This is a genomic window from Porticoccus sp. GXU_MW_L64 (genome assembly GCF_052983295.1).
In genome coordinates this window covers 176,719-189,253 of record NZ_JBRKJK010000008.1, presented here as the reverse complement: position 1 = coordinate 189,253, position 12,535 = coordinate 176,719, and the positions used below count along the sequence as shown (strand labels likewise).

Annotated in this window: 13 protein-coding genes; 5 read left to right on the top strand and 8 right to left on the bottom strand. The window is 56.1% G+C overall.

Going from position 1 to position 12,535, the window contains the following annotated elements; all coding sequences use genetic code 11:
* Positions 1-9: 9 nt before the first annotated feature.
* The 8 genes from tolA to rluD form a co-directional block, all read right to left on the bottom strand.
* The gene (gene tolA / locus ACVBEJ_RS08555; RefSeq protein WP_447129203.1) at positions 10-777 is read right to left on the bottom strand and encodes a cell envelope integrity protein TolA; all 768 of its coding nucleotides are present in this window, start codon (positions 775-777) and stop codon (positions 10-12) included.
* Between the two features lie 107 nt (positions 778-884).
* The gene (gene tolR / locus ACVBEJ_RS08550) at positions 885-1,322 is read right to left on the bottom strand and encodes a protein TolR (RefSeq protein ID WP_447129202.1); all 438 of its coding nucleotides are present in this window, start codon (positions 1,320-1,322) and stop codon (positions 885-887) included.
* A gap of 7 nt (positions 1,323-1,329) precedes the next feature.
* Positions 1,330-2,016, bottom strand: a complete 687-nt coding sequence (gene tolQ, locus ACVBEJ_RS08545; protein WP_447129201.1) for a protein TolQ — start codon at positions 2,014-2,016, stop codon at positions 1,330-1,332.
* A 275-nt stretch (positions 2,017-2,291) separates the two neighbouring features.
* A complete protein-coding gene (gene ybgC, locus ACVBEJ_RS08540) occupies positions 2,292-2,687 on the bottom strand; it encodes a tol-pal system-associated acyl-CoA thioesterase (RefSeq protein WP_447129200.1) in 396 nt (131 codons plus the stop codon).
* Between the two features lie 11 nt (positions 2,688-2,698).
* Positions 2,699-3,757 carry a Holliday junction branch migration DNA helicase RuvB gene (gene ruvB, locus ACVBEJ_RS08535; protein ID WP_447129199.1) on the bottom strand — a complete coding sequence of 353 codons (1,059 nt, stop codon included), beginning with the start codon at positions 3,755-3,757 and terminating at the stop codon, positions 2,699-2,701.
* 141 nt (positions 3,758-3,898) lie between these two features.
* Positions 3,899-4,501, bottom strand: a complete 603-nt coding sequence (gene ruvA, locus ACVBEJ_RS08530; RefSeq protein WP_447129198.1) for a Holliday junction branch migration protein RuvA — start codon at positions 4,499-4,501, stop codon at positions 3,899-3,901.
* A gap of 369 nt (positions 4,502-4,870) precedes the next feature.
* Positions 4,871-5,617, bottom strand: a complete 747-nt coding sequence (gene pgeF / locus ACVBEJ_RS08525) for a peptidoglycan editing factor PgeF (RefSeq protein ID WP_447129197.1) — start codon at positions 5,615-5,617, stop codon at positions 4,871-4,873.
* On the bottom strand, positions 5,604-6,578 hold the full coding sequence (rluD, locus tag ACVBEJ_RS08520) for a 23S rRNA pseudouridine(1911/1915/1917) synthase RluD (protein WP_447129196.1): 975 nt from the start codon (positions 6,576-6,578) through the stop codon (positions 5,604-5,606). The genes pgeF and rluD overlap by 14 nt, the downstream gene beginning before the upstream one ends.
* A gap of 94 nt (positions 6,579-6,672) precedes the next feature.
* Between rluD and ACVBEJ_RS08515 the strand changes: the two genes are divergently transcribed.
* The 5 genes from ACVBEJ_RS08515 (at position 6,673) to ACVBEJ_RS08495 (ending at position 12,525) form a co-directional block, all read left to right on the top strand.
* On the top strand, positions 6,673-7,650 hold the full coding sequence (locus ACVBEJ_RS08515) for an outer membrane protein assembly factor BamD (RefSeq protein ID WP_447129195.1): 978 nt from the start codon (positions 6,673-6,675) through the stop codon (positions 7,648-7,650).
* Positions 7,651-7,677: 27 nt separating this feature from the next.
* Positions 7,678-8,508, top strand: coding sequence for an ammonia-dependent NAD(+) synthetase (gene nadE / locus ACVBEJ_RS08510; protein WP_447129194.1), 831 nt, complete (start codon positions 7,678-7,680; stop codon positions 8,506-8,508).
* Positions 8,509-8,682: 174 nt separating this feature from the next.
* Entirely contained in the window at positions 8,683-10,377 is a 1,695-nt protein-coding gene (locus ACVBEJ_RS08505) for a sensor histidine kinase (protein ID WP_447129193.1), read from the top strand.
* On the top strand, positions 10,374-11,741 hold the full coding sequence (locus tag ACVBEJ_RS08500) for a sigma-54-dependent transcriptional regulator (protein WP_447129192.1): 1,368 nt from the start codon (positions 10,374-10,376) through the stop codon (positions 11,739-11,741). The genes ACVBEJ_RS08505 and ACVBEJ_RS08500 overlap by 4 nt, the downstream gene beginning before the upstream one ends.
* Positions 11,742-11,916: 175 nt before the next feature.
* Positions 11,917-12,525 carry a GspH/FimT family pseudopilin gene (locus tag ACVBEJ_RS08495; protein WP_447129191.1) on the top strand — a complete coding sequence of 203 codons (609 nt, stop codon included), beginning with the start codon at positions 11,917-11,919 and terminating at the stop codon, positions 12,523-12,525.
* Positions 12,526-12,535: the final 10 nt, after the last annotated feature.

Genomic DNA, 12,535 nt, shown 5'->3' with positions numbered 1-12,535 from the left:
CTTCACTGCTTACATCCTCAAATCTTCTGGTCGGAATACCATACGCAGGTTACGGAAATATTTTTCAAATACGCGAGATTCCAGGTTTTTTAATTCCGGAAAGCTATCGGCCTTGTTCACCGCCTGCTCCACCGACTGATCAAACGCCGGGTTGCCACTGGATTTTACAATGCGCACACTGGTAACCCGGCCTGTAGGTACCAACTGAATAACCACTTCTGCTTCCATGCCCAGGCGCGCACTGGGGGGGCGGCTCCAGTTGCCAGAAACCCGCCGCTGGATAATCGCCAGGTAACTACTGGCCACCTGCTCATCATTCTCTGCAATCTGACCTTCTATATCGTCGTTCAATTCGCCAAACAGCTCATCCTCCAGAGCTTTGCGCTGGGCCTCCTCCGCACGTTTTTTGCGAGCGGCTTCTTCACGGCGTTTTTTTTCCGCTTCGGCTTTTTTGCGCTGTTTCTCGGCTTCCGCTTTGCGGCGCTTTTCCGCTTCCTTTTGTTTGCGTTTTTTTTCTGCTTCGGCTTTGCGTTTTTTTTCAGCGGCCAGTTTTTTCTGCCGCTCCTGCTCGCGCCGTTTGGCGGCGCTGTTGTCTTTTTTGGGTTTGGGTTGTTCCTTTTCTTTCAGCTGCAGCAGCTTGGCGTCGATGTACTTGGGGGCAACAATTTTGCGCTCCGCTTCTTGCGGCCCCCATTTGTTAGCCACCAGCACAGCCACGACCACATGCAGGGCAATACTGCACAATGTGGCGGTTGAATAGCTGAACCATTTAGTCATCGTACAACCACCGTCCTTGCGAGTGCAGCGAAGCAATCCAGTGGCTTAACGACGCTGGATTGCTTCGCTGCACTCGCAATGACAAATTCACACACCATCATAACTCGCTAATTCTTCGCCGGCTCCGTCACCAACCCCACACTGCTGGCTCCGGCATTTTGCAGCTCGGTCATCAACTGCACCACCGAGCCATAATCCACACTGGTGTCGCCCCACACCAGTACCGGTGTTTTCGGTTGCTGGCGGAGAATTTTTCCCACCCGGTCGGTGATCACCGCCAGGGTTTCCTGTTTCTGTTCACCTTCTTCACTGCCCAGGTCAATCCAGTAACTGCCATCGGCCTTGATGGAAACGATCAGGGGCTCCTGGTCCTGTTCTTCCAGGGGCGCAGAGTTGGCGTCCGGCAATTCCACTTTTACCCCTTGCATCAGCAACGGCGCGGTCACCATAAACACAATCAGCAACACCAGCATCACATCGATCAACGGCACTACGTTGATTTCCGAGGTGAGCTTTTTCTTGGGCTTTTTAACCTGTATCGCCATGGCTAGCCTACTTGCTGTGCACCCTGCGGTGCAAAATGCTGGAAAATTCTTCCGCGAAGGTCTGGTAGCTGCCAAACAGATTGTCTGCCCGCGCGGAATAGCGGTTAAACGCCAGCACCGCAGGAATGGCCGCAAACAACCCCATAGCGGTGGCAATCAATGCTTCGGCAATACCCGGCGCTACCACCGCCAGAGTAGCTTGCTGCACATTCGCCAAACCAAGGAACGACTGCATGATGCCCCACACGGTACCAAACAGGCCAATATAGGGGCTGGTAGAGGCAACGCTGGCCAAAAATGGCAGGTTGGCATTGAGCTTTTCTTCTTCCCGGGACAGCGCTACCCGCATGGCGCGCTCGGTCCCTTCAATAACAGCATCAGGATCGGGGCTGCCCGTTTTGGTGAGCCGGTTGAATTCGCGAAAGCCGGCACGAAACACGCTTTCAGCACCACTGACCATACGATTTTGCTGCACCCGCGCACTGCCGTCACGAAACAGTTCGTTAAGATCAATACCGGACCAGAAGTTTTGTTCAAAACTTTGAAACAGGCGGCGCGACTGATTCAAAAACAGGCCACGCTGCACGATCATCACCCAAGACACGATGGACGCCAGCACCAACATCAGCATGACCACCTTGACCAGGAATGAGGCCGATACAATCAGCTCCCAGGGGGAAAGTTCTGCTGCCACAATTGCTCCTAAATTTTCACTAATTATGTCCTGAATCCGTGACTCCAGAACGGCGCATAGCACAAGCTCTTGATTCCACAGCGGTTTGACTTTCTTAGCTGAGAATGTACCCACTTAACCGACGGGTGAAGCTAAGATTTTTCAATTCCACTGTGAAACCAATATCTTGCACTCTACGCTCACTCTGAAATCACGGATTCAGGTATGTTTCTTGTCATCCTGAGCGCAGCGAAGGATCTCAAACTTCGTTGCAGTCAAAAGATCCTTCGCTGCGCTCAGGATGACAGCTGTTCCCGCATTTCCTGAGGAATCGCCTTCGGCTTCATAGCGTCCCGCGTAACATTGGCCACCCGCACCACGCCTTCGCACAACAGAGTGTCACCGCGGCGCACTTGCTGGGCCACATCAAAGTAAGTGCGACCGACCTTTTCAACCACCGCACTTACCTGTAATTCATCATCCAACTGCGCCGGACTGCGGTAGTTCACTTGCACTGAGTGCACCACAAACATCAGGTTATCCGCCCAGAACGCCGGTTTGTCGTAGCCGTAGCTGCGCAGCAATTCGGTGCGCGCGCGCTCCATAAATTTCAGGTAATTGACGTAGTACACAATGCCACCGGCGTCGGTATCTTCGATGTAGACGCGCACAGGCAGTACAAATTCATTCACGGCAACTTCCATTACGTCAATTGCTGCTGAGCACTGCTATTACCCGCAACGTCAGGGCGCTGCAAACCGAAGTGCTGATAGGCGGTGGTGGTGGCCACCCGTCCCCGCGGGGTGCGCATCATAAAGCCCTGCTGAATCAGGTAGGGCTCCAGTACATCTTCAATGGTGTCGCGCTCTTCACCGATGGCGGCAGCAAGGCTGTCTACTCCCACCGGGCCACCGTCAAATTTTTCGATCATGGCCAGCAGCAGGCGGCGGTCCATATGGTCGAAGCCAGACTGGTCCACGTGCAACATGTTCAGGGCTTGATCGGCGGTTGTTGCAGTAACGGTGCCATCGGCTTTTACCTCGGCGTAATCCCGCACCCGGCGCAACAGGCGATTGGCAATGCGCGGCGTGCCACGGGCGCGGCGGGCCACCTCAAAAGCGCCCTCGTTATCCATGGCAATGCCGAGGATATTTGCCGAACGAGCAACAATGGAGGTCAAATCTTCCACCGAGTAAAACTCCAAACGCTGAACAATGCCAAAACGGTCTCGCAGGGGCGAGGTCAACAATCCGGCACGGGTGGTGGCACCCACCAGCGTAAACGGCGGCAAATCCAGTTTGATGGAACGGGCAGCGGGGCCTTCGCCAATAATAATGTCCAGTTGGTAATCTTCCATGGCCGGGTAGAGAATCTCTTCCACCACCGGGCTGAGGCGGTGAATTTCGTCGATAAACAACACATCGCCCGCTTCCAGATTGGTCATCAGCGCCGCCAGGTCACCGGCCTTTTCCAGTACGGGCCCGGAGGTGGTTTTTAAATCCACCGACATTTCATGGGCGATGATATTGGCCAGGGTGGTTTTGCCCAGCCCCGGCGGGCCAAATACCAGGGTGTGATCCAACGGCTCGTTGCGGTTGCGGGCGGCACCGATAAAAATTTCCATCTGCTCCCGCACCGCGCTCTGCCCCACATAGTCCTCCAGGCTCAACGGCCGGATAGCGCGGTCAACACGATCCTCGCTGGGGGCAAGCTGTGGGGAAACAAGGCGGCTTTCAGTGGCCAGTTGGTCTTTTTCAATCATTTAGTTTTATCGTGCTGCGTCATTGCGAGGAGCCTTTTATTAAAAAGGCGACGTGGCAATCTCCATCAAGTCTCTGCCACACTGGATGAGATCGCCACGCTTCGCTCGCGATGACCGTCATATTCATTGTGAATATGACGGTCAATTTACCAAATTCTGAAGCGCCAAACGGATAAGTGCCTCACAACTGGGGTTGTCTGCCTTGCCAACAACAGCACTGATCATGCGCGCCGCTTCCTGAGGTTTGTAACCGAGGGCGATCAACGCGCTTTCCGCTTCTTCGCTGACGGACACAGTGGCTGGCGCCTGTTCAGCTACCGGCGCATTGCTATCAACACCCCACTCTTTAAGGCGATCGCGCATTTCAATAATCAAGCGCTCGGCGGTTTTCTTGCCAACACCGGGCAAGCGTACCAGGGCAGTAACGTCGTTGCCCTGTACACAGCGAACAAATTCATCCGGGTTCATGCCCGAGAGAATCGCCAGCGCCATTTTGGGGCCAACGCCATTCACCTTGATCAAGGTGCGAAACAGCTCCCGCTCCCGCTGCCCGGAAAAGCCGTAGAGCAACTGGGCGTCATCGCGCACGACAAAATGGGTGTACAGGGTTACCGGCTCGCCGCTATTGGGCAGTTCAAAAAAAGTCGTCAGAGAAACCTGGACTTCATACCCCACTCCCTGCACGTCCAGTAACAAATCCGGTGCCTGCTTTTCCAGCAACACCCCTGAAAGGCGCCCAATCAACTGATTTACCCGTGTTTTTTAATTGCCGGGTAGTGTGCGGGATTCGCGCGGGAAATAAAATGGATATTTAGTGAAAATCAGCTGCGGCAGACCGTCATCCTGAGCGCAGCGAAGGATCTCATACTACATCGCGGCACTGAGATTCTTCGCTGCGCTCAGAATGACAATGTTCTCCCTCACTGCTCGCAGCGCGCCGCCCGAGGCTTAACCTGAATCCGTGATTTCAGAGTGAGTGTAGAGTGCAAGATATTGGTTTCACAGGGGAGTTGAAAAATCTTAGCTTTACCCGTCGGTTAAGTGGGCATTTTTCAAACCGCTGTGGAATCAAGAACTTGTGCTATGCGCCGCTCTGAAGTCACGGATTCAGGTTTAATTCAACCAAACCAACGACGCCATACGCCCGGTTACCCCGTCGCGGCGATAGGAATAGAACAGCTCCCCCTGGCTGGCGGTGCAATAATCGCCACCGTATATATCGTTCACGCCCAACATGGCCAATTCCGTACGAGCCAGTTGATAGATATCCGCCTGCTGGCGGTCGCCCTTACCGGCGATAAAACAGGCCTCTATCAGCTGCTGATGTTGCGCGCCCATTGCGTTGCCAGCAAATTGCTGGCGCACCTCTGGCCCCACCTCAAATTGAGGTTGCGAAATTGCCGGGCCCAGGTACGCCAGCAGATTCTCCGCCGCCACGCCCATATCGGTAACACAGCGGCGGATAATACCCGCCGCCAGGCTGCGCCAACCGGCGTGCACTGCGGCCACAACGGTGCCGGCGCGATCGCACAGCAACAGCGGCAGGCAATCGGCGGTCAACACCACTGCGGCCAAACCGGAGGTGCGGCTGACAACGCCATCGGCTTCAGCTTCCAGGGTATCCGGGCCGGCCTCGACAACGGTCGTGCCGTGCACCTGGCGCAACCAACAGGGCGAATGTTGCAAGCCAAGCTGCTGTTGCAGAACCTTGCGGTTGCCATTCACCACGGCAATGTCATCGCCACTGTTGAGGCCAAAATTGGCATTTCCCCAGGGGCCGTTACTATTGCCGCCGATACGGGTAGTGACCGCTGCACCTACATTCGCCGGCAGGGGCCAGTCGGGTTTAATCAGCTTCATTGTTCGCCAACACCGTCAATAAGTGTTCAAAATCAGCGGGCAGGGGCGCATCCCATTCCATAATTTCGTCACTGTGGGGGTGAACCAGCGCCAGGGAAGCGGCGTGCAGTGCCTGGCGCTTGAAACCCTGGCGCAGTAATTCCAGCAGCTCGCCACTGGCTCCTTTGGGCAGCTTCATGCGCCCGGCGTAGGTGGCATCCCCCACCAGCGGGTGGCCAATATGGGCCATATGCACGCGAATCTGGTGAGTGCGACCGGTTTCCAGCCCCAGGCGAATGTGGGTATGGTCGCGGTATTTTTGAATCAGCCGGTAGTGGGTTATGGCCTCTTTGCCTCCGTGGGCCACCACCGCCATTTTGACCCGCGAGCGCGGGTGGCGGCCGATAGGGGCCTCGACTGTGCCGCCGCCGGTCATAGTGCCTTGCACCACCGCTTCGTATTCCCGCTTGACGCTGCGGGCCTGCAGCTGGCGCACCAGGTCGTGATGGGCCGCCAGGGTTTTCGCCACCACCATCAAACCGGTGGTGTCTTTGTCGAGGCGATGAACAATGCCCGCCCTGGGGACATTTTCCAACGACGGGCAATGGTGCAGCAGGCCGTTGAGCAATGTACCGGTGTAGTTACCCGCCGCCGGGTGCACCACCAGGTTGGCGGGCTTGTTGATCACCAGCAGGTGATCGTCTTCATAGGCGATATTCAGTGGCATAGGCTCTGGCTGCCACTCACCGGCGGGCTCTACGCTGGCCTGCAATGTCAGCTGTTCGCCACCTACCAGGCGGTCTTTGGGCTTGCGCACTTCACCGTTCACTTGCAGTGCACCCTCGTCAATCCACTGTTTTATGCGCGAGCGCGAGTAGTCCGCAAACAACTCTGCGGCCACCTGATCCAGTCGCTTGCCGCTGTGGGCAAGCTCTGCGGTAGCAACCAGGTCGATAGATTCATTATTATCCTGTGGTTCCAATAGGTACTCCAACTCTTTGTTTGATGGGCGTTCAATCCCTTTTGTCGGCCTTCCGGCTATGGTTAAATAACGGTTTTTCTGAAGGACAGGCTTCATGCGTATATTACCGATACTTTCCCTCTGTCTCATTGTTTGTTTGAGCGCCTGTTCATCGAACGATGAAAAGAAAAATGAGACAGCCGGTTTTACCGAGCGCCAGTTTTACGAGGTGATTGAACGCAATGTTCGCTCTCACAACTGGGAGCAGGCCATCCAGAACCTGCAGGCGCTGGAAGCCCAATTCCCCTTTGGGGTGTACGCAGAGCAGGCCCAGCTGGAGCTGATTCACGCCTATTATCGCAGCCGGGATTACCAGGCGGCCATTGCTGCAGCCGACCGTTTTATCGACCTGCAACCCCAGCACCCGCAAATTGATTACGCTTTCTACATTAAAGGGCTGGCCTCTTACAGCGAGAGCCGCAGCGTGTTGGGGGGTTATCTGCCCGTAGACGGCACCAAGCGCGACCCCGGTGCCGCCCGGGAATCTTTCGCCGCGTTTAACCAGCTGTTAAAGCGTTACCCCAACAGCCAATACGCCGCCGATGCCCGCAAGCGCATGATTCACCTGCGCAATCACCTGGCCCGCTACGAAATCCACGTGGCCAACTACTACTTCCGCCGCGGCGCTTACTTGGCAGCGGTGAACCGGGGCCGTCACGTGGTGGAAAATTACCCCAAAACTCCGGCAGTACCCGATGCCCTCGCGGTGATGGCCCAGGGCTATTATTTGCTGAATCAGCAGGAGCTTGCCGACAGTACAGTACAGGTGTTGGCCAGCAACTATCCGGAACATTCGGCCTTTAACAAAGACGGGCAATTTGACTTCAGCCGGGATATCAGCGGCGAATCCCGCTCCCTGGTGAACAAAATTACCTTTGGCCTGATAGACAATCCGGAACCACCGGGCTACGACAGTCGCGAACAGTACAACCCGGTCTTCAAACCGGAAAATCGCAAAAAGCGCAAGCAAAGTGAAGATGAAGAAGAACGCTCCTGGCTCAACCGCCTGACCTTTGGGCTGTTCGGCAAATAAACCTCGCGCCACTGACTGTAACCACTTATGAATCGTGAAACCATTCTCGCCGAAATGCGGGTACTGCCAGAGATTGACCCGCACTACGAAATTGAACGCCGGGTCAACTTTATCAAACAACAATTGCTGCAGGCGGGCTCGCGCACTCTGGTGCTGGGCATCAGCGGCGGCGTGGACTCCTCCACCTGTGGCCGCCTGGCGCAATTGGCGGTGGATCAACTGAACACAGAGCACGGAGGCGGCTACCGGTTTATCGCCTTGCGCTTGCCCTACGGGGTTCAGGCGGATGAACAGGACGCTCAAGCCGCCCTTGAGTTTATTCAGCCCAGTGAATCCCTGCCGGTGAACATTCGCCTCGGTGCCGATGGCATTCACGAAGAAACCCTGGGCATGATGAAAGAGCACGGCCTGCTAACCGCCAACGATGCCCATATCGACTTTGTCAAAGGCAACGTCAAGGCCCGCGCTCGCATGGTGGTGCAATACGAAGTAGCCGGGCTGTTGAGCGGGCTGGTGCTGGGCACTGACCACTCGGCGGAAAACGTCACTGGCTTTTACACCAAATACGGCGATGGCGCCTGCGATCTGGTGCCGCTGTTTGGCCTCAGCAAACGCCAGGTGCGCCTGCTGGCAAAAACCCTGGGAGCGCCGGAGCAACTGGTGGGCAAAGAGCCCACCGCCGACCTGGAATGCCTCGCCCCTTCCAAAGCCGACGAAGACGCCCTGGGGCTGAAATACGACGAAATCGACGATTTTCTTGAGGGCAAGCCGGTGGCCGAAGCCGTCAGCGAAAAGCTGATTGCCATTTATCAGCGCACCCAGCACAAGCGCCAGCCCATACCCACTGTCTACGATTGATAGCGTTCAGAAAATCGGTGGCAGCGAGCTTTAAAAAATCGTCATCGCGAGCGCAGCGTGGCGATCCAGCGGCTTTGGTTTACAAGTCAGCGAGTTAAAAGACACTGGATTGCCGCGTCGCTTCGCGCCTCGCAATGACGGTGACGAAACACCTCAACTAACAGCACCCACTTTATGGCAGGCTCTAACCACAGCGAGCAACACAACAACAGCAACCTGCTGCGAATTTACAGTTATTACCGGTTTTTGCTGGCCGCCCTGCTCTGTGCCATGTACCTGATCGGCCTGGGGGCCGAAATCCTTGGGGCCAGCCAGCCACAACTGTTTCTTTACGGCTCTGCCAGCTACGCCGCCCTCAACTTTATCACCCTGCTGTTGTTTGGCCGCCAGCGCTTTACCCCAAAAACCGTACAACTCTTTGCTGCCCTGCTGCTGGATATTTTTGCCATCACCCTGTTGATGAACGCCAGTGGCGGCATCCAGAGCGGGCTCGCTTTTTTGCTGGTGGTGTGTGTGGCAGCGGGCAGTTTGTTTGTGTCCGGCCAATTGGCATTGCTGCTGGCAGCCTCGGCCAGCGTATGTGTGATTGTTTCCAGCGCCAGTGGCCTGCTCAATCAGGCATCGTCCAGCAACACCGTATTCCAGGCGGGTCTGCTGGGCATATTGCTGTTTGTGACAGCGCTGATCTTTCAATTGTTGACCCGACGCCTGCACACCGCCCAGCAGGAGGCGCAACAAAAAACCCGCAGTGCGTCCCAGCTGCAACAACTGAACGAACACATTGTGCGCCGCATGCGCACCGGCATTGTGGTGATTGATAAAGATGACACCATCCGCCTGATCAACGACGCCGCCCTGCAACTGCTGGGCGGCCATCCGATGTCCGGCACCCTGGCGGCGGGGCACTCCATCAAACTGGCCCCTACCCTGCACAATCAGCTCAAACACTGGCGCGATGCCCCCTGGCTGCGCACCACGCCGTTCAAAGAGCGCAACGCCAGCCGCGAAGTGCAGGCCAATTTCACCACCCTTGAAGAAGGTGAAGACGGCAAGCTGCAAACGCTGATTTTTCTGGAAGACACCCGTACCCTGGCGCAGCACGCCCAGCAGATCAAACAGGCCTCCTTGGGGCGGCTGACCGGCAGCATTGCCCACGAAATCCGCAATCCCCTGGGCGCCATCAGCCACGCCTCGCAATTGCTGGAAGAAGACCCAAAACTGGGTGCCCAAAGTCGCATGATTCAGATCATCAAAAAACAGTCTGACCGGGTCAACCAGATCATCGAAAATGTGATGCAACTGTCCCGCCAGCAAACGCCCAACCTGAAAAAGCTGGAGCTCAACAGCTGGCTGAAAGGCTTTATCCGCGATTATTGCGAAGGGCGCAAACAGGACATCCGCATCCACCTGGACGACGCCCCTCGCTGCCGGGTGCTGTTCGACCCATCGCATCTGATCCAGATTCTCAGCAACCTGCTGGACAACGGCATTCGCTACAGCCATGAGCAAACGGGGGAATACTGGGCGGAACTGCGGCCCAGTATCGATGCCGTCAGCGGCCACCCTTACCTGGATGTATTCGACCGTGGCCCCGGCGTTCCCGCAGGCGACCAAAACAGCATTTTCGAGCCCTTTTTTACCACCTCTCACGAAGGCTCCGGCCTGGGGTTGTACGTGTGCCGGGAATTGTGCGAACTCAATTTTGCTACACTCAATTACCTGCCGGTGGACAAATCTGCCAACGGCAAACAGCCTGAAAACAATCAACCTGAAAACAATCAACCTAAAAACAAGCAACCTGCATACAATGGTTGCTTCCGGATTGGCTTTGCCCACCCCAACAGCCTGCTGCCAGGAGAGCAACAATGAACAGTACCGCCAAAGGACGCGCACTGATTGTCGACGACGAACCGGATATTCGCGAGCTGCTCAGTTACACCCTGCAACAACTGGATCTGGAGGTGGCAGAAGCCGGCGATCTGGCAGACGCCATGCGCCTGCTGAATACCGAAAGTTTCACCTTCTGCCTGACCGACATGCGCCTGCCGGATGGCGACGGCCTGTCACTGGTGGAACACATACAGAAGCACTGCCCGCAACTGCCAGTGGCGGTGATTACCGCCCACGGCAATATGGAAATTGCCGTGGATGCCCTGAAAAAAGGCGCCTTTGATTTTGTCTCCAAACCGGTGGAACTGGCGCGTCTGCGCGCCATTGTACGCTCCGCCCTGGAACTGAGCGAAGCCACCCCCAGCAGCCAGCAAAACATCCCCGGCCTGCTGGGTCACTCCCCAGCCATGGACAAACTGCGCAACCAGATTGGCCGCGTCAGCCGCACCCAGGCGCCGGTATTTATCAGCGGCGAATCCGGCAGCGGCAAAGAGCTGGTTGCCCGCTCCATTCACTACCTGAGCCCCCGGGCCAGTGAACCCTTTATTCCGGTGAACTGCGGCGCCATTCCATCAGAACTGATGGAAAGCGAATTTTTTGGCCACAAAAAAGGCAGTTTTACCGGCGCCCACAAAGACAAGAACGGTTTGTTTCAGGCCGCCGAGGGAGGCACCCTGTTTCTGGATGAAGTGGCCGACCTGCCCCTGTCCATGCAGGTAAAACTGCTGCGCGCCATTCAGGAAAAAGCCGTGCGTCCGGTGGGCGAGGAGCGGGAAATCGCCACTGATGTACGCATACTCAGCGCCACCCACAAAGACCTGGAAGCGGAAGTGGAAGAAGGCCGCTTTCGCCAGGATTTGTACTACCGCATCAACGTCATCGAACTGCCGGTCCCCAGCCTGAGCCGCCGCCGGGACGACGTCCCCGAATTGGCGGAAGCCATTCTGCAACGGCTGGCCAAAGAATCCGGCTTGCAGGCCACACTGTCCAGTGGTGCGCTGGATGCCCTCAAGCAATACCACTTCCCCGGCAATGTGCGCGAGATGGAAAATATTCTGGAACGGGCCATGACCCTGTGCGACAACGACCAGATAACCACCGCCGACCTGCAACTGAGGCCCGGCAACACCACCGATGGCACCGTTGCCGGTGAGTGCATCGACCAACATTTTGTCGACCAACTGGATTCCGTGGACGACTACCTGGAAAACATTGAACGACAAATACTGGAAGTGGCCATTCAAAAACACAACGGCAACCGCACCGCCGCCGCCCGCGACCTGGGCCTGACCCTGCGGCAAATACGTTACAAGATTCAGAAATTGGGGATGGAGGTCGAGTAAACGGATAGCCTTGTCATCCTGAGTGCAGCGAAGGATCTCCCCTCCCGGCCTAGATCCTTCGCTGCGCTCAGGATGACTGAAATTCCTGGATGACTGAAACTCTGTGCAAGCAGGCAATTCATGGTCTATATTTAAAAAGCAACCAAGGGATTAACGATGCATTCAAGGAGGAATCATGCCTGCTTTACCACCTGCCCACTTTCGCAAAACCTGCCGAAACACTGTCTTTACCCTGAACAATGGCTTTACCCTGATTGAACTGATGATCAGCCTGGCGATTCTCGCCATTCTGCTGGCCGCCGCCGTGCCTGCCATGATGGACTTTCTGGAACGCAACCAGTCGCGAGCAATTATCAGCGAAGTGCGCAACCTGGTGGCACTGGCGCGGGAAAACGCTGTGCACCACAGCTGCCACACCACCATGTGCCCCAGCGATAACCAAATCCAATGTTCCGCAAATATGGATGCGCCGGTGGTGGTTTTTTCAGACTGCAACAGAAACCGTGAAATTGACGGTGATGATGAACTGTATCGGGTGATGCAGCCGCTGCCCCAAAACAGTCAACTGATTTGGTCGTTTTCAGCTGGCCGGCGCTACATACAAATGACCCCGCAGGGGCACACCAACAGCACCTTTGGCAGCCTGATTTACTGCCCGGCCAGTGGTGAGGAAAGGCACGCCCGACTGCTGATTATTTCCAGAAGTGGGCGGGCGAGATATGGCAAGGATACCGATAGTGATGGAATTCCCAACCGGAGCGGCGGGGAGAATGTGGGGTGTTAGGTTAAAGCCA

Coding starts and splice junctions, on each gene's coding strand:
- tolA (WP_447129203.1), bottom strand. CDS start 777: ATGACTAAATGGTTCAGCTATTCAACCGCCACATTGTGCAGTATTGCC.
- pgeF (WP_447129197.1), bottom strand. CDS start 5,617: ATGAAGCTGATTAAACCCGACTGGCCCCTGCCGGCGAATGTAGGTGCA.
- ACVBEJ_RS08515 (WP_447129195.1), top strand. CDS start 6,673: ATGCGTATATTACCGATACTTTCCCTCTGTCTCATTGTTTGTTTGAGC.
- tolR (WP_447129202.1), bottom strand. CDS start 1,322: ATGGCGATACAGGTTAAAAAGCCCAAGAAAAAGCTCACCTCGGAAATC.
- ACVBEJ_RS08495 (WP_447129191.1), top strand. CDS start 11,917: ATGCCTGCTTTACCACCTGCCCACTTTCGCAAAACCTGCCGAAACACT.
- ACVBEJ_RS08505 (WP_447129193.1), top strand. CDS start 8,683: ATGGCAGGCTCTAACCACAGCGAGCAACACAACAACAGCAACCTGCTG.
- nadE (WP_447129194.1), top strand. CDS start 7,678: ATGAATCGTGAAACCATTCTCGCCGAAATGCGGGTACTGCCAGAGATT.
- ruvB (WP_447129199.1), bottom strand. CDS start 3,757: ATGATTGAAAAAGACCAACTGGCCACTGAAAGCCGCCTTGTTTCCCCA.
- ACVBEJ_RS08500 (WP_447129192.1), top strand. CDS start 10,374: ATGAACAGTACCGCCAAAGGACGCGCACTGATTGTCGACGACGAACCG.